Origin of the sequence: Pseudomonas sp. L13 (genome assembly GCF_009935965.1) — a bacterium.
Lineage (GTDB): Bacteria > Pseudomonadota > Gammaproteobacteria > Pseudomonadales > Pseudomonadaceae > Aquipseudomonas > Aquipseudomonas lactis.
Map to the genome: position 1 here is coordinate 1 of NZ_QODJ01000042.1, position 19,021 is coordinate 19,021.

The 19,021-nt window shown below is 60.7% G+C and carries 18 protein-coding genes; 5 read left to right on the forward strand and 13 right to left on the reverse strand.

Annotated elements, in window-relative coordinates:
• Positions 1-265: 265 nt before the first annotated feature.
• The 8 genes from DK871_RS19595 to gcl form a co-directional block, all read right to left on the reverse strand.
• Positions 266-1,267: a sulfate ABC transporter substrate-binding protein gene (locus DK871_RS19595; protein WP_161906345.1), complete on the reverse strand. Its 1,002-nt coding sequence runs from the start codon at positions 1,265-1,267 to the stop codon at positions 266-268.
• Positions 1,268-1,361: 94 nt separating this feature from the next.
• Entirely contained in the window at positions 1,362-2,186 is an 825-nt protein-coding gene (locus DK871_RS19600) for an ion transporter (protein ID WP_014717713.1), read from the reverse strand.
• A 31-nt stretch (positions 2,187-2,217) separates the two neighbouring features.
• Positions 2,218-3,093: an urea transporter gene (locus DK871_RS19605; RefSeq protein WP_161906346.1), complete on the reverse strand. Its 876-nt coding sequence runs from the start codon at positions 3,091-3,093 to the stop codon at positions 2,218-2,220.
• 105 nt (positions 3,094-3,198) lie between these two features.
• Positions 3,199-4,614, reverse strand: a complete 1,416-nt coding sequence (gene pyk / locus DK871_RS19610) for a pyruvate kinase (protein ID WP_161906347.1) — start codon at positions 4,612-4,614, stop codon at positions 3,199-3,201.
• Positions 4,604-5,884 (reverse strand): glycerate kinase, encoded by a 1,281-nt coding sequence (locus tag DK871_RS19615; protein WP_161906348.1) that lies wholly within the window; start codon positions 5,882-5,884, stop codon positions 4,604-4,606. Before DK871_RS19615 ends, pyk begins: the two co-directional genes overlap by 11 nt.
• 150 nt (positions 5,885-6,034) lie before the next feature.
• A complete protein-coding gene (locus DK871_RS19620; protein ID WP_161906349.1) occupies positions 6,035-6,925 on the reverse strand; it encodes a 2-hydroxy-3-oxopropionate reductase in 891 nt (296 codons plus the stop codon).
• A 69-nt stretch (positions 6,926-6,994) separates the two neighbouring features.
• Complete coding sequence (gene hyi / locus DK871_RS19625) at positions 6,995-7,777, reverse strand: hydroxypyruvate isomerase (RefSeq protein ID WP_003189985.1); 783 nt, start codon at positions 7,775-7,777, stop codon at positions 6,995-6,997.
• A gap of 10 nt (positions 7,778-7,787) precedes the next feature.
• The gene (gene gcl, locus DK871_RS19630) at positions 7,788-9,563 is read right to left on the reverse strand and encodes a glyoxylate carboligase (RefSeq protein ID WP_003189987.1); all 1,776 of its coding nucleotides are present in this window, start codon (positions 9,561-9,563) and stop codon (positions 7,788-7,790) included.
• Positions 9,564-9,819: 256 nt separating this feature from the next.
• Between gcl and DK871_RS19635 the strand changes: the two genes are divergently transcribed.
• Positions 9,820-10,260: a heme-binding protein gene (locus tag DK871_RS19635; RefSeq protein ID WP_020302584.1), complete on the forward strand. Its 441-nt coding sequence runs from the start codon at positions 9,820-9,822 to the stop codon at positions 10,258-10,260.
• Between the two features lie 111 nt (positions 10,261-10,371).
• Here DK871_RS19635 and DK871_RS19640 read toward each other — a convergent pair whose 3' ends face one another.
• On the reverse strand, positions 10,372-10,830 hold the full coding sequence (locus DK871_RS19640; protein ID WP_161906350.1) for a transposase: 459 nt from the start codon (positions 10,828-10,830) through the stop codon (positions 10,372-10,374).
• 212 nt (positions 10,831-11,042) lie between these two features.
• Positions 11,043-11,648, reverse strand: coding sequence for a TetR/AcrR family transcriptional regulator (locus DK871_RS19645; RefSeq protein WP_003189991.1), 606 nt, complete (start codon positions 11,646-11,648; stop codon positions 11,043-11,045).
• A 134-nt stretch (positions 11,649-11,782) separates the two neighbouring features.
• On the opposite strand from DK871_RS19645, the gene DK871_RS19650 reads away from it, so the two are divergent.
• Positions 11,783-12,697 carry a DUF808 domain-containing protein gene (locus tag DK871_RS19650; RefSeq protein WP_161906351.1) on the forward strand — a complete coding sequence of 305 codons (915 nt, stop codon included), beginning with the start codon at positions 11,783-11,785 and terminating at the stop codon, positions 12,695-12,697.
• A 133-nt stretch (positions 12,698-12,830) separates the two neighbouring features.
• Complete coding sequence (locus tag DK871_RS19655) at positions 12,831-13,205, forward strand: DUF805 domain-containing protein (protein ID WP_161906352.1); 375 nt, start codon at positions 12,831-12,833, stop codon at positions 13,203-13,205.
• 64 nt (positions 13,206-13,269) lie between these two features.
• Here the strand turns inward: DK871_RS19655 and DK871_RS19660 are convergent, their stop codons facing one another.
• The gene (locus DK871_RS19660; protein WP_003189993.1) at positions 13,270-14,058 is read right to left on the reverse strand and encodes a VacJ family lipoprotein; all 789 of its coding nucleotides are present in this window, start codon (positions 14,056-14,058) and stop codon (positions 13,270-13,272) included.
• Positions 14,051-15,349 (reverse strand): serine/threonine protein kinase, encoded by a 1,299-nt coding sequence (locus DK871_RS19665; RefSeq protein ID WP_034135177.1) that lies wholly within the window; start codon positions 15,347-15,349, stop codon positions 14,051-14,053. Before DK871_RS19665 ends, DK871_RS19660 begins: the two co-directional genes overlap by 8 nt.
• 233 nt (positions 15,350-15,582) lie before the next feature.
• Between DK871_RS19665 and DK871_RS19670 the strand changes: the two genes are divergently transcribed.
• Positions 15,583-15,951: a hypothetical protein gene (locus DK871_RS19670; RefSeq protein ID WP_161906353.1), complete on the forward strand. Its 369-nt coding sequence runs from the start codon at positions 15,583-15,585 to the stop codon at positions 15,949-15,951.
• Positions 15,952-16,057: 106 nt separating this feature from the next.
• On the opposite strand, the gene DK871_RS19675 is transcribed toward DK871_RS19670, so the two are convergent.
• Positions 16,058-17,611, reverse strand: a complete 1,554-nt coding sequence (locus DK871_RS19675; protein ID WP_161906354.1) for a glycosyl hydrolase family 17 protein — start codon at positions 17,609-17,611, stop codon at positions 16,058-16,060.
• Between the two features lie 331 nt (positions 17,612-17,942).
• On the opposite strand from DK871_RS19675, the gene DK871_RS19680 reads away from it, so the two are divergent.
• Positions 17,943-18,794 carry a glycine betaine ABC transporter substrate-binding protein gene (locus DK871_RS19680; protein WP_003233255.1) on the forward strand — a complete coding sequence of 284 codons (852 nt, stop codon included), beginning with the start codon at positions 17,943-17,945 and terminating at the stop codon, positions 18,792-18,794.
• Positions 18,795-19,021 lie beyond the last annotated feature (227 nt).

Genomic DNA, 19,021 nt, shown 5'->3' on the forward strand with positions numbered 1-19,021 from the left:
AAATCACTGGCGGATTACGGGCACACCGAGCCTAAGCGAGGTGCCGAGTGGTGGGGCAAGAGCGCTTTGCTTACTTTTGCCTGGGCCGGCATTCCGGCTTTTCGAAAGTGAGCCGCCGTCAGGGCGGAACCCTAAGTGGCCGTTACCGCAGGAATGGATATGTACACGGTCCAACTGTGTTGACTGTCAGGCCGTCTTCGCAGCGATGCGGCGACCCGACAAGCCAGCTCCCACAGGTTTGACTGAGTTGATTCAGTCAGATGGGTTATTGGCCAGAGTAGATCTGGTCAAACACGCCGCCATCATTGAAGTGGGTCTTTTGCACCGTGCGCCAGTCACCAAAGGTCTTCTCCACCGACAGGAAGTCCACCTTCGGGAACCGGTCGGTGTACTTGGCCAGTACCTTCGGGTCCCGTGGGCGCAGGTAGTTGTTGGCCGCAATTTCCTGGCCTTCGGGCGACCACAGGTACTTGAGGTAGTCCTCGGCCGCAGCACGGGTGCCTTTTTTCTCGACCACTTTATCCACCACCGACACCGGCGGTTCGGCTTCGGCGGAGACGCTTGGGTAGACCACCTCGAACTGATCACGGCCAAATTCACGGGCGATCATTTCTGCTTCGTTTTCAAAGGTCACCAGCACGTCGCCAATCTGGTTGGTCATGAAGGTGGTGGTGGCGGCGCGGCCGCCGGTGTCCAGTACGGGCGCTTGCTTGAACAACTTGCCAACGAAGGCCTTGGCCTTTTCTTCATCGCCGCCGTTCTTCAACACGTAGCCCCAGGCCGACAGGTAGGTGTAGCGGCCGTTACCGGAGGTTTTCGGGTTGGGGACGATTACCTGCACGCCGTCCTTGAGCAGGTCGGGCCAGTCTTTCAAGGCCTTGGGGTTGCCTTTGCGCACGATAAACACCGTGGCTGAGGTGAACGGCGCGCTGTTGTTCGGCAAGCGGGTTACCCAGTTGTCCGGCACCAGTTTGCCGTTGTCGACCAGGGCATTGATGTCGGTGGCCATGTTCATGGTGATCACGTCGGCGGGCAGGCCGTCGATCACCGAGCGCGCCTGTTTGCTGGAGCCGCCGAAGGACATCTGCAACGTCAGCTTGTCGTCCGGGTGCTCAGCTTCCCAGTGCTTCTGGAAGGCAGCGTTGTAGTCCTTGTAGAAATCGCGCATCACGTCGTAGGAGACGTTGAGCAGGGTGGTCGCGGCCTGGGCGGAGCCCGCCAAAGCCAGGCCGGCGGCCAATAGGGAGGCGCTGAGGATTTTTTTCACTGCTCATTCCTTGTTGTTCGAGAAGAGGGGAGGCAATTAGCCAGCGACTATAGCCGGGCCTGCATAGACCCTTAAAGATTAAAACGAACTTTGCTTATTCCAGTTTGCGAAACAGATTGCTGCCACAACGCGCGCAAAATGCGGCGTTGGGTTCATGGCTGTCCTTTTTGCACACTGGGCAGTCGGTATGCAGCTGTTCGCCGCGCATGGCACTGGCCAGCTCGGCAGTAAAAATACCCGTCGGCACGGCGATGATCGAGTAACCGGTGATCATCACCAGCGACGAAATCACCTGGCCCAGGGGCGTCTTGGGCACGATATCGCCGAAGCCCACGGTGGTCAGGGTGACGATGGCCCAGTAGATGCCCTTGGGAATACTGGTGAAGCCATGTTCCGGGCCTTCGATCACGTACATCAAGGTGCCGAACACTGTCACCAGGGTGCACACGCTGACCAGGAACACCACGATCTTCTGCTTGCTGCCGCGCAGCGCCGCCATTAGGTAGTTGGCCTGCTTGAGGTACGGGCTGAGCTTGAGCACGCGGAAGATGCGCAGCATCCGGATGATGCGGATGATCAGCAGATACTGGGCATCGCTGTAGTACAGCGCGAGGATGCCGGGGACGATGGCGAGCAGGTCCACCAAGCCATAAAAGCTGAAGGCATAGCGCAGCGGCTTGGGCGAGCAATACAGGCGCAGGCCGTACTCGATGGCGAAGATCAGCGTGAAGCCCCACTCGATATAGGCCAGCACGTCGGCGTAGTTCTGGTGAATTGTGTCGATGCTGTCGAGCATCACGATCACTAGGCTGGCGAGGATGATCAGCAGCAGGATGCCGTCAAAGCGCCGCCCGGCGACGGTATCGCTTTGGAACACCATGATGTAGAGACGCTGGCGCCAGTCGTTGTTGCTGTCCATAAACCCTGCCCGAAACGAATATCGAGCAAGCCTAGGGCGATTCGAACGGGCTGTCCATGTGAGGCTTGTGCAGCATTCGCTGGCCGGCGCGCACCAGCCAGCACGCGAGGATAAACGGCGCGGTCAGCGCGGGCAGGTGCAGGCCGGCAAAGCCCGGGGTGAGCAGGATGGCCAGGCCAATGCCCAGCAGCGGCAACCAGGGCTGGCGACGTGACGAGCACAGGGCCAGGGCTGCCAGTGCGGGGTTATAGCTGTGCAGGCCGAGCAGGGCGCCAGTGGGGTCGTTCAGCCACCAGCCGGCGAGCATGCCCAGAGCGGCGCCGCCCAAGGCCCACGCGGCGGAGCGCCGGTCGGCCAGCAGCAAGCCCAGGGCAATCAGTACACCCGCGAGCGGCTGGTCCAGCAGCATGATTTGCCCAAGGCCGGTGAAGGGCGCGGCCACTACAGCGACAGTGTCGGGCTCGATCAGTGCAAGGGTGTTTTCAGGACTCTGGCCGAGCAGCAACCAGCCCAGACCCACAAAGGGCGCGGTGTAGGCGGGCAAGTCCTTGGGCTGGGTCGCGTGCTTCAACCAGTGGCGGGTGAGGATGGCACTCAAGCCGCCGCACGCCAGGATCAGCGGCGGCACCAGTGCCGACCAGGCAAAGTGCTGGCTGATCAACAGGCCCAGCAATACGCCGTTGTAGCTATACAGCCCGGCCTGGCGTTCGGCTTTGGGATACCCCCGGCGCTGGGCCGTGAGCAGCCCCGCGACGCCACCCAGCAAGGCCCCGCCGAGCAAGGCCGGGGCGCCGATCAGGATGGCCAGCAGGCACAGCAGGCCGCACAGCGGATGGCGCTGCAGGAAGATTTGGCTGAAGCCGTTGAGCAGGGCTTCGGCCCAGTCGGGGCAGGTTGGGTTGTGCATGTCAGCTCCCTGTAGGAGCGAGCTTGCTCGCGAAAAACCTGAGGGCGCCGCGTGCATTCAGGATACCCGCGTCATCGTTGACGTTCTTCGCGAGCAAGCTCGCTCCTACAGTAGGGTTTCGATACGCAGCGAATTGGTAGACCCCGGCTGCCCGAACGGCACCCCCGCGGTAATCACCAAGGTATCGCCACGCTGCGCCATGCCCTGGGCCTGGGCAATTTCCAGCGCGGTGGAACACACCTCATCCACCTGGCGCAGCCGATCATTGACCACCGAGTGCACGCCCCACGCCACGCTCAGGCGTCGCGCCGTGGACAGGTTCGGCGTGAGGTTGAGGATCGGCGCCACCGGCCGTTCCCGCGCCGCGCGCAAGCTGGAACTGCCGGACTCGCTGTAGTTCACCAGCACCGCCACCGGCAGGATGCTGCTGATACGGCGGATCGCACAGCTGATGGCGTCCGACACCGTGGCATCTGCCTTGGGCCGGCTGACATCCAACTGGGCCTGGTAGTCCGGGCCGTTTTCCACTTGGCGGATGATCTTGCTCATCATCTGCACCGCTTCCAGCGGGTACTCGCCCGAGGCGGTTTCCGCCGACAGCATCACTGCGTCCGCACCTTCAGCCACCGCATTGGCGACATCGGTGACTTCAGCGCGGGTGGGTGCCGGGGAGAAGCGCATGGATTCGAGCATCTGCGTGGCCACCACCACCGGCTTACCCAGTTGACGGCAGGTGCTGATGATGTCTTTCTGGATCTGCGGCACGCTCTCGGCCGGCACTTCCACACCCAAATCCCCCCGGGCCACCATGATCGCGTCACTCAGTTCGGCGATTTCACGCAACCGTTGCACCGCCGAAGGCTTTTCGATCTTGGCCATCAAAAACGCCTTATCGCCAATCAGCTCGCGGGCTTCACGGATGTCTTCCGGGCGCTGCACAAACGACAGCGCCACCCAGTCCACACCCAACTCCAGGCCGAAGCTCAGGTCGCGACGGTCCTTGGCGGTGAGCGGGCTCAGTTCCAACAGCGCTTGTGGGACGTTCACACCTTTGCGATCAGACAGTTCGCCGCCGTTGAGTACGGTGGTGTCGATGGCATCGGCATGCTTGGTGATCACGCGCAGGCGCAGCTTGCCGTCGTCGAGCAGCAGGTCCATGCCCGGCTCCAGGGCCGCGATGATTTCCGGGTGGGGCAGGTTGACCCGGCGTTGGTCGCCCAGGGTTTCATCCAGGTCCAGGCGCAGGGCCTGGCCGCGTATGAGCTGCACTTTGCCCTCGGCAAAGCGTCCCACCCGCAGCTTCGGCCCTTGCAGGTCCATGAGGATGCCGAGCGGGTAGTTGAGCTGGCGCTCGACCTGGCGAATCCACTGGTAGCGCTGGGCATGGTCGGCGTGGTCGCCGTGGCTGAAGTTGAGGCGGAAGATATTTACCCCGGCCTCCACCAGCTCAAGGATGTCGTCGATACCATCGGTGGCCGGGCCCAGGGTGGCGAGGATTTTGACCTTCTTGTCAGGCGTCATGGTTGGCAGTCTCAAGGATCAGGATGGCGCGGAAGTCGTTGACGTTGGTGCGCGTCGGCTCGGTGACGATCAAGTCGCCCAGGGCGGCGAAATAGCCGTAGCCGTTGTTGTTGTCCAGCTCATCACTGGCCGACAGGCCCAGGGCTTCGGCCCGTCGGTAGCTGCAGGGGGTCATGAGCGCGCCGGCGTTGTCCTCCGAGCCGTCGATGCCATCGGTATCGCCGGCCAGGGCGTACACGCCGGGCAGGCCCTTGAGGCTGTCGGTGAGGCTCAAGAGGAATTCCGCATTGCGCCCGCCACGGCCGTCGCCGCGTACGGTGACGGTGGTTTCGCCCCCCGAAAGAATCACACACGGCGCCGCCAGTGGCTGGCCGTGCTGCACGATCTGCCGGGCGATGCCGGCGTGTACCTTGGCCACATCGCGGGCTTCGCCTTCCAGATCACCAAGGATCAGTGGGCTGAAACCGGCCTGGCGCACCTTTACTGCTACCGCTTCAAGCGATTGCTGCGGGCGGGCGATCAATTGGAAGTGGCTGCGGGCAAGCACCGGGTCGCCGGGCTTGACGGTTTCCGAGGCTGGGTTGTTAAGCCAACTGCGCACCGAAGCGGGGGCGTCGATGTGGTAGCGCTTGAGGATCGCCAGTGCCTGTTGCGAGGTGCTCGGGTCGCCGACCGTCGGGCCCGAGGCAATCACCGTGGCCTGGTCACCCGGCACGTCGGAGATCGCGTAGGTGTACACCGTGGCCGGCCACGCGGCCTTGGCCAAGCGCCCGCCCTTGATGGCCGAGAGGTGCTTGCGTACGCAATTCATCTCGCCAATGGTGGCGCCGGATTTGAGCAGGGCTTTGTTGATGGTTTGCTTGTCGGCCAGGGTGATGCCTTTGGCGGGCAGGGCGAGCAGTGCCGAGCCACCGCCGGAGAGCAGGAAGATCACGCGGTCGTTTTCGCCCAGATGGCTGATCAGTTCCAGCACGCGCTGGGCCACGGCAAGGCCGGCCGCATCGGGAACCGGGTGGGCGGCTTCGACCACTTCGATCTTTTTGCACGGCGCGCCGTGGCCGTAACGGGTAACTACCAGGCCCGAAACTTCGCCCTGCCAACAGTCTTCGACAACCAGCGCCATGGCGGCCGCGGCTTTGCCGGCGCCGATCACGATCACACGGCCACTGCGGTCGGCAGGCAGGTAGGGCTCGAGGACTTGCCGGGGGTGGGCGGCGTCGATGGCTGTGGCAAACAGCTCGCGAAGCAGGTGTTGCGGATCGACCGACATAAGCGGGCTCCCGGGGGATTCTTGTTATTTGTAGGAGCGAGCTTGCTCGCGAAAATCGTCAACGATAACGCGGGTAACCAGGGAGCCAGTGGTGCTCTCAGGTTTTTCGCGAGCAAGCTCGCTCCTACCGGGGGGTATTGCGTATTTTCGTTACTTCTCGCGAATCGAGAAGTTCGCCATATGCTCCAGGCCCTTGATCAGTGCCGAGTGGTCCCAGTTGCCGCCGCCAATTGCGGTGCAGGTGCTGAACACTTGCTGGGTGCCGGCGGTATTCGGCAGGTTGATCCCCAGTTCCTTGGCGCCGGCCAATGCCAGGTTCAGGTCCTTCTGGTGCAGGTTGATACGGAAACCCGGATCGAAAGTGCCCTTGATCATGCGCTCGCCGTGCACTTCCAGGATCTTGGACGATGCAAAGCCACCCATCAGCGCTTCACGCACCTTGGCTGGGTCGGCGCCGTTTTTGGCGGCGAACAGCAACGCTTCGGCCACCGCCTGGATGTTCAGCGCAACGATGATCTGGTTGGCCACCTTGGCGGTCTGGCCATCGCCATTGCCGCCCACCAGGGTGATGTTCTTGCCCATGCTCTGGAACAGCGGCAGTGCGCGTTCAAAAGTCTGCGGTTCGCCGCCGACCATGATGCTCAAGGTGCCGGCCTTGGCGCCGACTTCACCACCGGACACCGGGGCGTCCAGGTACTGCGCGCCGGCCTGGTTGACCTTGGCGGCGAATGCTTTAGTGGCGGTCGGGGAGATCGAGCTCATGTCGATTACCACCTTGTTCGGTGACAGGCCCGCAGCCACGCCGTCGGCGCGGAACAGCACGTCATCGACCTGTGGGGTGTCGGGCACCATGACGATGATGAACTCGGCTTCCTGGGCCACTTGTTGCGGGTTGGCCAGGGCCACGGCGCCGGCGCTGATCAGTTCAGCCGGCGCCTTGCCGTGATGTTCGGAGAGAAACAGTTGATGACCTGCTTTCTGCAGGTTGGCGGCCATGGGTTGGCCCATGATGCCGGTGCCGATAAATCCGATTTTAGCCATGATCAAAATCCTCTTTTAATGTGGGAGCTGGCTTGCCAGCTCCCACATTGTTTGGTGTCGTGTCTGTTGTCAGATGGCGTTATGGGTCTTGAGCCAACCCAAACCCGCCTCGGTAGTGGTCAACGGCTTGTACTCACAGCCGACCCAACCGGCGTAACCAATGCGGTCCAGATGCTCGAACAGGAAGCGGTAGTTGATCTCACCGGTACCTGGCTCGTTGCGCCCTGGGTTGTCCGCCAGCTGGATGTGGTTGATCTCGCCCAGGTGCGTCGCCATGGTCCGCGCCAGGTCGCCTTCCATGATTTGCATGTGGTAGATGTCGTATTGCAGGAACAGGTTGGCGCTGCCCACTTGCTCGCGAATCGACAGAGCCTGCGCCGTGTTGTTGAGGTAGAAGCCCGGAATGTCGCGGGTGTTGATCATCTCCATCACCAGCTTGATACCCGCTGCCTGCAGCTTCTCGGCGGCGTACTTGAGGTTGGCGACGAAGGTTTTTTCCACGGTCTCGTCATCGACGCCTTGCGGCCGGATACCCGCCAGGCAGTTGACCTGGGTGTTGCCCAATACCTGGGCATAGGCGATGGCCAGCTTGACCCCGGCACGGAACTCCTCGACCCGGTCCGGGTGGCAAGCCAGGCCGCGCTCGCCCTTGGCCCAGTCACCGGCTGGCAGGTTGAACAGCACCTGGGTCAGGCCGTTGGCGTCCAGCTGCGCCTTGATGTCGGCAGAGCTGAACTCATACGGGAACAGGTACTCCACGCCCTGGAAACCGGCATCGGCAGCCGCTTTGAAGCGGGCAAGGAAGTCCTGTTCGGTAAACAGCATGGACAGGTTGGCAGCAAAGCGTGGCATAGGGTTCTCCTTAATCGAGCAGGGAAATGGCAGTCGGCGCATCGTTGCCGACCAGGGCCAGGTCTTCGAATTCATTGACGGCGTTGATCTCGGTGCCCATGGAAATATTGGTCACCCGTTCCAGAATAATCTCAACGATCACTGGCACCTTGAATTCTTCGATCATCTCTTGGGCGCGGCGTAAGGCCGGTTGGATCTGGCCCGGCTCGAACACACGCAGGGCCTTGCAACCCAGGCCCTCGGCAACGGCCACATGGTCGACGCCGTAGCCGTTGAGTTCCGGGGCGTTGAGGTTGTCGAAGGACAGCTGCACGCAGTAGTCCATCTCGAACCCGCGCTGGGCCTGGCGGATCAGGCCCAGGTAAGAGTTGTTCACCACCACGTGGATGTAGGGCAGCTTGAACTGCGCGCCCACCGCCAGTTCTTCGATCATGAACTGGAAGTCATAGTCGCCCGACAAGGCCACCACTTTGCGGCTCGGATCGGCCTTGACCACGCCCAGCGCTGCCGGAATGGTCCAGCCCAATGGGCCGGCCTGGCCGCAGTTGATCCAGTGACGTGGCTTGTACACATGCAGAAATTGCGCGCCGGCAATCTGCGACAGGCCGATGGTGCTGACGTAGCAAGTGTCTTTGCCGAACACCTGGTTCATCTCTTCGTACACGCGCTGTGGCTTGACTGGCACGTTGTCGAAGTGGGTCTTGCGGTGCAGGGTGGCCTTGCGTTGTTGGCAGTCATGCAACCAGGCACTGCGGTCCTTGAGCTTGCCGGCGGCTTTCCACTCGCGGGCCACTTCAATGAACATTGTCAGCGCGGAGCCGGCGTCGGAAACGATGCCCAGGTCCGGCGTGAACACGCGGCCAATCTGGGTCGGCTCGATGTCGACGTGAATGAATTTACGGCCCTCGGTGTACACCTCTACCGAACCGGTGTGACGGTTGGCCCAGCGGTTACCGATGCCCAGCACCACGTCCGACTTGAGCATCGTCGCGTTGCCGTAGCGGTGCGAGGTTTGCAGGCCAACCATGCCCACCATCAGCGGGTGGTCGTCCGGGATTGTGCCCCAACCCATCAGGGTCGGGATCACCGGAATGCCGGTCAGCTCAGCGAACTCCACCAGCAGCTCGCTGGCATCGGCGTTGATCACGCCGCCACCGCTCACCAGCAGTGGGCGTTCGGCTGCATCGAGCAGGGCCAGGGCTTTTTCCACCTGCACACGGGTCGCCAGCGGCTTGGCCAGGGGCAGCGGCTGGTAGGCGTCGATGTCGAATTCGATTTCGGCCATCTGTACGTCGAACGGCAGGTCGATCAGCACCGGGCCAGGGCGGCCGGAGCGCATTTCATAGAAGGCTTTCTGGAACGCGTAAGGCACTTGGCCGGGTTCCAGCACCGTGGTTGCCCACTTGGTCACTGGCTTGACGATGCTGGTGATGTCCACGGCCTGGAAGTCTTCCTTGTGCATCCGGGCGCGAGGGGCTTGGCCGGTGATGCACAGGATCGGGATCGAGTCGGCCGAGGCGCTGTACAGGCCGGTGACCATGTCGGTACCTGCCGGGCCCGATGTGCCGATGCACACGCCGATATTGCCGGCCTTGGTGCGGGTGTAGCCCTCGGCCATGTGCGAGGCGCCTTCAACGTGGCGAGCAAGGACGTGATCGATGCCACCCACCTTCTGCAAGGCCGAATACAGCGGGTTGATCGCGGCGCCTGGGATACCGAAGGCGGTATCCACACCTTCACGGCGCATCACCAGGACGGCGGCTTCGATTGCTCTCATTTTGCTCATGGTATTGGTGCCTCTTGCGTTTTGTAATTGTATACAAGTGGTGTCTATCCAAAGTGTATTCACGCCGAGCTGCGTTGGTCAATGCCTTTCGTAAACTGACCTTTGCGTTCGTCGGAAGCGTTTTTTTCGACGTATGGAGCCTTTGTTGGAAAATATTGTATACAAAAACAAGTATCATTGTGTTCTATTTGTATGATCGAGCATCTGATCAAACAGACCTCACCGCTTTACCCATAACAAGATAAGGACGGCACCTATGAGCGCTTTAACCTTGAAACTCGCCACCCAACTGGCCACCCAGGCCCTCACCGCCGGCCGCACCATTTCGGCTGCGCCCCTGACCATCGCGGTGCTCGACAGCGGCGGCCACCTGGTCACCCTGCAACGCGAAGACGGCGCCAGCCTGCTACGCCCGCAAATCGCCATCGGCAAGGCCTGGGGGGCTATCGCCCTGGGCAAGGGTTCACGTTTGCTGGCACTGGACGCCCAACAGCGCCCGGCGTTTATCGCGGCGTTGAACAGCCTGGGGCAGGGCAGCGTCGTGCCGGCCCCGGGTGGGGTGTTGATTCGGGATCAGAGCGGCATGGTGCTGGGCGCGATCGGGATCAGCGGGGACACGTCCGATATTGACGAGCAGTGTGCGATCACGGCGATAGAGGGGGTGGGGTTGATGGCGGATGCGGGGGTGTCGGCTTGATTGGGGGCTGATGGATAGGGCCTCTTCGCGAGCAAGCCCGCTCCCACAGGGGAATGCATTTCCAAATGTGGGAGCGGGCTTGCTCGCGAAAGGGGCGCCTCGGTCTTGGCGCTATACCCAAACGGCATCCCACAGTGGATAGTCGCCAATACGCTTCACCAGCCCAGCTCTCAGCGGGTTAGCAATCACATACCTGGCCATTTTCACCAAGTCATCGTCCTTGCGCAGAGCCCGGTCATGAAAGCTGGTTTGCCATAGCCGCCCCTTGCGGCCAGTAGCGCCGTTTACGCTACGGGTACTTTTGGATTTCACCTGACACATTAGATCTCCCAGCGAGCCTTGTTGCAGTTCGATCAGCCAGTGGAAGTGGTCGGGCATCACCACCCAAGCCAGAGAGTGTGCCAACCTTTGGTATTGGGCGAGTCTGAATTGCCAGACGACCAAGCGACCCAGATGAAAGTCATTGAACATCGGCACACGTTCATGGGTGTTGGTGGTGATCAGATAGATGCGGTTGGACTCGCTGAATCTGCCGATACGCAGGCGGTGTGATGTAGCTCGATCAGGCATTCCTTGGCCTCTCTTCAGATGGGGTTCTGAGAGGCTAGATCTCGGTGGCTGAGGCTGATCTGTAGACTTTTGGCAGGATGTGTCTGGGCGGGCGCTTTCGCGAGCAAGCCCGCTCCCACAGGGGATTTGTGCGGTTTATACAATGTGTGTCTGACACTGCACCTACCTGTGGGAGCGGGCTTGCTCGCGAATGTTACAGGCGCCGCGGTCTATCAATCCGGCTCACACCCCTTGAGCACCAACCGAATGATCGTCTGCGCCGCTGCCTCATAATCGGCTTCATCCAGCTTGGCCTTGCCGGTCACTGCCGAGATCTGCCAGTCGAAATCGGCATAGGTCTGGGTGGCTGCCCAGATGCTGAACATCAGGTGGTTGGGGTCAATCGCTGCGATCAGGCCACGGTCAACCCAGCTCTGGATGCAGTCGATATTGTGCTTGGCCTGGGCATTGAGCTGCTCAACCTGGTCGGCGCTCAGGTGTGGGGCGCCGTGCATGATTTCGCTGGCGAACACCTTGGAGGCGAACGGCAGGTCGCGGGAGATGCGGATTTTGGAGCGGATGTAGTTGCTCAACACTTCTTTGGGCTCGCCGTCGGGGTTGAACGGCGTGGAGGCGGCCAGGATCGGCTCGATGATGCTTTCGAGCACCTCGCGGTAGAGGTTGTCCTTGGACTTGAAGTAGTAATAGACGTTGGGCTTGGGCAGCCCGGCCTTGGCGGCGATGTCGCTGGTTTTGGTCGCGGCGAAGCCCTTGTCGGCAAACTCCTCGCTCGCCGCCCGCAGGATTTTTTCTTTGTTGCGCTCGCGAATGCTGCTCATAAACCAGACGTTTCCTTGCCATGACAGGCGGTTGCGCATGGTAGCACCGGCCATCCGCAGGCCTCAACAATCTGCCCGCAAGGCCTTGCGCCGCGCTATGCTCGCGCCATCTCTCTATAACGGAAGTCCGGTTCATGGCAGGAAGCAGCTTATTGGTGTTGATCGACGATATCGCCGCGGTACTCGACGACGTTGCGCTGATGACAAAAATGGCCGCCAAGAAGACATCGGGCGTGCTCGGCGATGACCTTGCACTGAACGCCCAGCAGGTCTCCGGCGTGCGCGCCGAGCGGGAAATCCCCGTGGTGTGGGCGGTGGCCAAGGGTTCGTTTATCAACAAGCTGATCCTGGTGCCGACGGCCCTGTTGATCAGCGCCTTTACACCCTGGGCGGTGATACCGTTATTGATGCTCGGCGGCGCCTATTTGTGTTTCGAGGGCTTCGAAAAACTCGCTCACACGTTCCTGCACAGCAAGGCAGAAGACCAGGCCGAACACGCGCAGTTGGCTGAAGCGGTGGCCGACCCGGCAACCGATCTGGTGGCGTTCGAGAAAGCCAAGATCAAGGGCGCGATCCGTACCGACTTCATTCTCTCCGCCGAGATCATCGCCATCACCCTCGGCATCGTCGCCGACGCGCAGCTGACGCAGCAGGTGATCGTGCTGTCGGGTATCGCCATTGTCATGACCATCGGCGTATACGGATTGGTGGCCGGTATCGTCAAGCTCGACGACCTGGGGCTGTGGCTGACGCAGAAGCCGGGCCAGGTGGCGCGCAGTATTGGCGGCGCGATCCTGAGTGCGGCGCCCTACATGATGAAGAGCCTGTCAGTGATCGGCACGGCGGCGATGTTCATGGTCGGTGGTGGCATCCTTACTCATGGCGTGCCCGTGGTGCATCACTGGATCGAAACGGTAAGCCAAAGCATGGGGGCTCTGGCATGGTTGATGCCGACGGTGCTCAATGCGCTGGCGGGGATTGTTGCAGGGGCTTTGGTGCTGATCGTTGTCCAAGCAGTCGGCAAGGTATGGCGAATAGCTAGGCGGTGATGAGTTCGCATTGATTGCAGGTTGAAACACTGTTTAAGTTTAATCCTACAGCCCGATTTTCCATGCATTTATAGGATGCGTCGCGCTTCTTCATGTGAAGTGGCGCGAAAAATGGATCGATAAGGGGTTAAGGATGAACTGGTGTTTTCAAGCAATAAAAAACTATGCCAAGTTCAGTGGGCGAGCCTGCAGAAGGGAATATTGGGCGTTTGTAGTGATGGACATCATGCTGATTTGGGGCTCTATATTGATAGCGTACTTAGCGGAGGTTCTCTCGAGTCCGTGGTTTATCGTTCCATTTGGGTTTTACGTCTTGTTCATGATCCCCCCTGCGGTTTCAGTGACATTCCGCAGGCTTCATGATGTGAACATTACGGGGGCGTATGCACTTTGGTTTTTGATACCGGTCGTTGGTTTTATAATGGTGTCCGTCCGCCTATTCACCCAAGGCGATAAGGGGGAGAACGATTATGGCTTGCCTCCAATTACAGAGTTTCTATCTGAGTAAGTGAGCAAAATCAATGCAATAAAAAAGGCCATTCAATCGAATGGCCTTTTTTTATCGCTGCGGTTTACTCGGCGATCTGCAACTTGCGCGATTCGGTGTAGATATACCGCACCTTCTCATACTCGAACGGCGAGTTCATCTGGCCGTAGCGGAAGCTGGTCTGGTAGCGCTTGTCGACGGCGCGCAGGGCCCAGACTTCCGGATGGTTGGAGCTGACTTCGGACACGTTGAGGAAGTTGATCTGCGATTCGGCGCTGTAGTCCACCAGCAGGCCGCCGGTGTCACGCAGGTTCGACGGGCCGAAGATCGGCAGCATCAAGTAAGCACCCCCCGGTACACCGTAGAAGCCCAGGGTCTGGCCGAAGTCTTCGCTCTGGCGCGGCAGGCCCATGGCGGTGGCCGGGTCCCACAGGCCCGCGATGCCAATGGTGGTGTTGACCAGCAGGCGCCCGGTGGTTTCCAGGGAGCGGTGGCCCTTGAGTTGCAACAAGCTGTTCATCAGGTTAGGCACATCGCCCAGGTTGTTGAAGAAGTTGCTCACGCCGGTGCGCAGAAAGCTCGGCGTGACATAGCGGTAACCGTTTACTACCGGCAGGAACACCCACTGGTCGAAGCGATAGTTGAAGTGGTACACGCGGCGGTTCCACGACTCCAGTGGGTCGTAGACGTTGAGCGCGGTGAGCGTGGAGCGTTCGAACTCACGCTGGTCCAAGCCTGGGTTGAACTTGAGCTTGGTCAGCGGCTCCTTGAAGCCGTCGGCATCGACCTTGACGGGTTCTTGGGCCTTGCTGTTGTCGGCATTGGCCACGCCTGCGCACATCAGTGCGGCGAGCAGCAGAAGATATTTAGCCACGGAAGAACTCCAGCATGGCGTCGGCGTTGACGCGGTAATTGAGGTTGCCGCAGTGGCCGCCCAGCGGGTAGACGGTCAAGCGATCGCCGAAGGTTTTACGCAGGAAACCCAGGTCGCCAGGGCCGAGGATCACGTCGTCGGCGTTATGCATCACGGCGATTTTCGGGCTGTCGCGCAGGTAGTCCTTGAGGGCGTACAGGCTGACCTGGTCGATCAGTTGCAGCAGGCTGCCGCCATCGGAACGCGCGCGCCACATCGGGATCACTTGTTCGGTGAGGTAGCAGTCGAAGTCACACTGCAGGGCACGCTTGAGGAACGGCGTGAGGCTGGTGCCTTCGGTGATCGGGTACTTGGGCGGAATGATCAGGCCACGGCGGTTGATCAAGTCCGAAGTGAAGGCAATGTCGGCGGCCGAGAAGCGGAACGAGGTGCCGATCAGCATGGCCATCTGTTCGTTGGTCAGGTGCTGCTTGGACTGCTGGAAGTCATAGAGCAAGGCATCGTTGAGGTCGATGTAGCCTTTTTGCTGGAAGTAACGCGTCAGCTTGCTCAGCACCAACTCATAGAAGGTGGTGCTGTTGTTGATGCCCTTGACCTCGGTCTGTACCAGCTTGTCGAGGTTGGTGATTGAGGTGTAGAGGTTGACCGGCGGGTTGAGCAGCAGCACTTTCTTGAAGTTGAAGCTGCGGCGGGTCTCATCCAGCTTGCTGACAAACGCCGCATCCAGGGCACCCAGGCTGTAGCCGGTGAGGTAGAAATCGGTCACGGGCAACGAGGCGTTCTGCGCGCGTACGGCCTGCATCACGCGGTACATGTCTTCGGCGTCTTCCTGGGTGATACCCGGGGTGGCGAAGCGCGAAGCGGCGCTGATGAAGTCGAAGCTGGTCGGCGAGGACAACTGCACCACATGGTAGCCGGCCTGGTAATACAGCTTTTTCAGGTATTCGTTGATGCTGCTGTCAAAGCGTGCACCGGTGCCGGCGATGAGGAAGATCAAAGGCGCGGCGCGGTCTTGCTTGGCAATGCGGTAGGTGAGTTTCTTCACCGCCCAGAAGTTGTCCGGCAGGCTGAACTCGCGCTCGGGGCGCATCGTGAGGGTGTAGTCGGACTGGTTGATCTCGTCATCGGTCGGCAGGGTTGGCCGCAGATCCGGAGGTGTGGTGGCAATGGTCGCTTCGAACGGGTTGGTCAAAGGGTAGCCATAGCTGGCTTGGTCGATATCGACGGCCAGTGCTGACGCACTCAAAAATAGGCTGCCCAGCAAGGCAGCACAGCGCAAGGAACGGAGCATGACTTAATCCCTAAGAGGAACGGGCTGAATGAAGTTCGCAGGCTATGACCACCGCCTTGTCACCGAAGTGCCAGCACTCGGCACGAAAAGTCGGAAAAAACGTCGGAATCGGGGTAATAGTAGCGAGACGATACACTTTGCCATGCTTTGTTGAACAGATATCTGTGCGAACACCTTGCTAACGGCCGCCGTGGGATTAAGCTGGGCGCCGTTTTTGCCTATCGGAGTGCCCCATGTCCCGTCGTTTGCCGTTGATCCTGCTGCTTATTGCCCTGCCGTTATGGCTGGCCGCCAGTTATGCCGCACGCTATGGCTTCATGGAGGATGGGCAATGGGTTGGCATCTGCGCGGATGAGGCCAGCCGCTGGGAATGCCAGGTGCGTTCGAACCTGGGTTTGATGATTCATTTCAAGCTGCTGGGATGGGCGGCGTTGATCACCTCGGTGCTGGGCTTTTTTGTACCGGGGCGTGTGGGATGGGCGTTGGCAGTAGTGGGGTTGGTGCTCGGGTTGCCGGCGCTGGCGTTGTACAACACGACGTTTGCGGTGTTTGCGGTGGTGATTGCGGGGTTGCGGTTGGTCAGGAAGCCGCGCCGCGCCTGATGTGGCCTCATCGCAGGCAAGCCAGCTCCCACAGTTGATTGGGTTCACACATTTCTATCTGTGAGCACGGTCAAATGTGGGAGCTGGCTTGCCTGCGATAGCGGTGTCAAGCCTTGCGCACCCGCAAGCAACGCCACAAAGCGGCAACCATCAGCACGCTGACCACGGCCCAACCCCAGGCCTGCTGGTTCAACAGCCCTTCACGGTACAACTGCGGCGCAATGCCGGCGCCGATGATAAAGGCCAGCAAGGCAATCTCTCGGCGCGGCCCGGTCACCGGGCGCACCAGGTAGACCAGCGCCGGCAGCACCAACGCCGCGCTTGGGAAGCTGCGATAACGCGGGTCAAACACCAGCGCCAGCATCATCACCGCACCGGCAAACCCGGCGATTGCCACCAGCCAGCCGGCGCGTTGCTCCAGCCAATTGAATGCTCGCTCACGCCAGCCTTCCCGGGCGCTGAGGGCCAGGGCGGCATGGGCCAGCACCAGCAGGTTCAACGCCACCAGCAAGCCTGCCCATACCCATTCATCGCTGAAGCGCGCGGTAACGCGGGTCAGTTCGGCCCAACTGCCGATGGAGCACGCCGCCACGGCACCGAGCAACGGCAGTATTAACGCAGAGCGCGTGCTGCGAACGCGGCCGCCAAGCACCAGGGTGCCAAGCAGGATGAGCCCGCCGACGCCCAGCCACAGGGGCCAGTACGGCACATTGGTCACAGGGCCTGCGAGAACGCCTTTGTCCTGACGGTCTGCATCGAACAGCCCCCAGTAACCGCCCACAGCCCCTTCACTGGCGCGCTTCCATGGCTGGTCAAAAGCTTCGATCAGGTTGTAGCGCCAGCCGTTGGCCTCGGCCATGGCCACGAAACCGCGCATAAACCTGGCTTCATTGACCCGGCTGGGCACGGCGGTTTCGCGCTGGCGACCCTCGCTGGGCCAGCCGGTTTCGCCGATCACGATGTCCTTGGGTGCGAATTTATGGCCGAAAGTCTGGCGCACATCGCCCACGTGCTTGAGCGCCTGGTCGATGTCGGACGGTTCATCTTCCCAATACGGAAGCAGGTGAATGGTCAGGAAGTCCACCGCCGGCTCGATTTCCGGGTGTTGCAGCCAGAACTCCCAGACATCGGCATAGGTGACGGGCTGCTTGATCTGGCTTTTAACCTGATGGATCAGCGCCACCAGTTGCTTGGCAGTGACTTCCTTGCGCAGCAGGGCTTCGTTGCCGACGATCACCGAGGTCACCACGTCCGGGCTGGCGTTGGCCGCCGCGATCAACTCGTTGATCTCTTTTTGAGTCGCCACGGGGTCACTGCTGACCCAGGCCCCGGCCATCACCTTCAACCCATGCTTGCGCGCCATGTCCGGCAGGGCCTCCAGGCCAGTCATGGAGTAGGTGCGAATGCATTCAAAACGCGTGGCGAGCAGCGCCAGGTCGGCGTCCATGCGCTCGGGGCGTAACCTGAACGGCTGATCGAATGGGGATTGGTCTTTGTCGAACGGCGTGTAGGACGCGCATTGCAACTTATGGCTCGCGCTGGCGACGTCCGGCAACACCACGGGCCGGCCGAGGCCGTACCAGTAGCCGACAAGGGCAAGCACGCCGAGGATCAAGGCGAAGAAATAGGGCAGGGCAGGGAAGCGGGCAGTCGCGGGCATGGTCGGCTTATCTGGGGGAGCAAAGGCGCGCATCTTACCCGGATTTGCCGCAGCCCAGTGCGGCTGCATAATTTTGACATGCAAACTTCGGGCGGGATTCTGGCGATACGCCTACAAAGCGTCCTACTGGCGATGTGATGTCGTTTCTTGCTCAACCAAGGTCGCTGACAGAGCAGGGCAAATGCCTACGCAGGTTGAAGATAAAACTGTCAGTACTCCACTGATGCCTCAGCAACCGGATCGATGCGCGTGAAGGGGGCGCGGTGCACCCTATAACAACAGTTTGACGTCGCTCGGCATCCGCCGGGTGCAGCACTTTCGGGGAAGAACTATGAAGATGCGACGACTCTTGGGCGCAGCTGCCACTCTGGTAGTTGCGATGGGCTCCACACTGGCCAGTGCCGACAGCAAGACCCTGAGCATCGGCTACGTGGACGGCTGGTCCGACAGCGTTGCCACTACTCATGTGGCGGCAGAGGTGATCAAGCAAAAGCTCGGCTACGACGTAAAACTGCAAGCGGTTGCCACCGGGATCATGTGGCAGGGCGTCGCCACCGGCAAACTCGATGCCATGCTCTCCGCCTGGCTACCGGTGACCCACGGTGAATACTGGACCAAGAACAAGGACAAGGTGGTCGACTACGGCCCCAACTTCAAGGACGCCAAGATCGGCTTGATCGTGCCGGAGTACGTCAAGGCCAAGTCCATCGAAGACCTCAAGACCGATACCACCTTCAAGAACAAGATCGTCGGCATCGACGCCGGTTCAGGCGTAATGCTCAAGACCGACGAAGCCATCAAGCAATATGGCCTGGACTACAAACTGCAAGCCAGCTCGGGTGCGGCGATGATTGCCGAACTGACCCGCGCCGAAGACAAGCAGGAGTCGATTGCGGTCACCGGTTGGGTGCCGCACTGGATGTTCGCCAAGTGGAAACTGCGTTTCCTGGACGACCCAAAAGGGATTTATGGTGCTGCTGAAACCGTCAACAGCATCGGCAGCAAGGGCCTGGAGAAGAAAGCGCCGGAAGTCGCAGCGTTCCTGAAGAAATTCCAGTGGGCCTCCAAGGATGAAATCGGTGAAGTCATGCTGGCGATTCAAGAAGGCGCCAAGCCGGACGCCGCGGCCAAGGACTGGGTAGCCAAGCACCCCGAGCGCGTCGCCGAATGGACTGCTAAATAACCCCGACCCAACTGTAGGAGCGAGCTTGCTCGCGAAGAACGCACCGGCACCGCGATCATCCAGAATGAACGCGTTATCGTTGACGTTTTTCGCGAGCAAGCTCGCTCCTACACGGGTATTGGGGTTTGCCCCCCTCCCACATTTGTTTCGTTCCCCGCCAAATGTCGTAGCACACCCCAAAATCCTCGCTAAGCTCGATCTACTACTAAGGTCGTCTGGAACCCATT

Excerpts from the sequence above, each read along its gene's own strand:
- DK871_RS19600 (WP_014717713.1), bottom strand. The coding sequence starts at position 2,186 with ATGGACAGCAACAACGACTGGCGCCAGCGTCTCTACATCATGGTGTTC.
- DK871_RS19605 (WP_161906346.1), bottom strand. The coding sequence starts at position 3,093 with ATGCACAACCCAACCTGCCCCGACTGGGCCGAAGCCCTGCTCAACGGC.
- pyk (WP_161906347.1), bottom strand. The coding sequence starts at position 4,614 with ATGACGCCTGACAAGAAGGTCAAAATCCTCGCCACCCTGGGCCCGGCC.
- DK871_RS19615 (WP_161906348.1), bottom strand. The coding sequence starts at position 5,884 with ATGTCGGTCGATCCGCAACACCTGCTTCGCGAGCTGTTTGCCACAGCC.
- DK871_RS19620 (WP_161906349.1), bottom strand. The coding sequence starts at position 6,925 with ATGGCTAAAATCGGATTTATCGGCACCGGCATCATGGGCCAACCCATG.
- hyi (WP_003189985.1), bottom strand. The coding sequence starts at position 7,777 with ATGCCACGCTTTGCTGCCAACCTGTCCATGCTGTTTACCGAACAGGAC.
- gcl (WP_003189987.1), bottom strand. The coding sequence starts at position 9,563 with ATGAGCAAAATGAGAGCAATCGAAGCCGCCGTCCTGGTGATGCGCCGT.
- DK871_RS19635 (WP_020302584.1), top strand. The coding sequence starts at position 9,820 with ATGAGCGCTTTAACCTTGAAACTCGCCACCCAACTGGCCACCCAGGCC.
- DK871_RS19640 (WP_161906350.1), bottom strand. The coding sequence starts at position 10,830 with ATGCCTGATCGAGCTACATCACACCGCCTGCGTATCGGCAGATTCAGC.
- DK871_RS19645 (WP_003189991.1), bottom strand. The coding sequence starts at position 11,648 with ATGAGCAGCATTCGCGAGCGCAACAAAGAAAAAATCCTGCGGGCGGCG.
- DK871_RS19650 (WP_161906351.1), top strand. The coding sequence starts at position 11,783 with ATGGCAGGAAGCAGCTTATTGGTGTTGATCGACGATATCGCCGCGGTA.
- DK871_RS19655 (WP_161906352.1), top strand. The coding sequence starts at position 12,831 with ATGAACTGGTGTTTTCAAGCAATAAAAAACTATGCCAAGTTCAGTGGG.
- DK871_RS19665 (WP_034135177.1), bottom strand. The coding sequence starts at position 15,349 with ATGCTCCGTTCCTTGCGCTGTGCTGCCTTGCTGGGCAGCCTATTTTTG.
- DK871_RS19670 (WP_161906353.1), top strand. The coding sequence starts at position 15,583 with ATGTCCCGTCGTTTGCCGTTGATCCTGCTGCTTATTGCCCTGCCGTTA.
- DK871_RS19675 (WP_161906354.1), bottom strand. The coding sequence starts at position 17,611 with ATGCCCGCGACTGCCCGCTTCCCTGCCCTGCCCTATTTCTTCGCCTTG.
- DK871_RS19680 (WP_003233255.1), top strand. The coding sequence starts at position 17,943 with ATGAAGATGCGACGACTCTTGGGCGCAGCTGCCACTCTGGTAGTTGCG.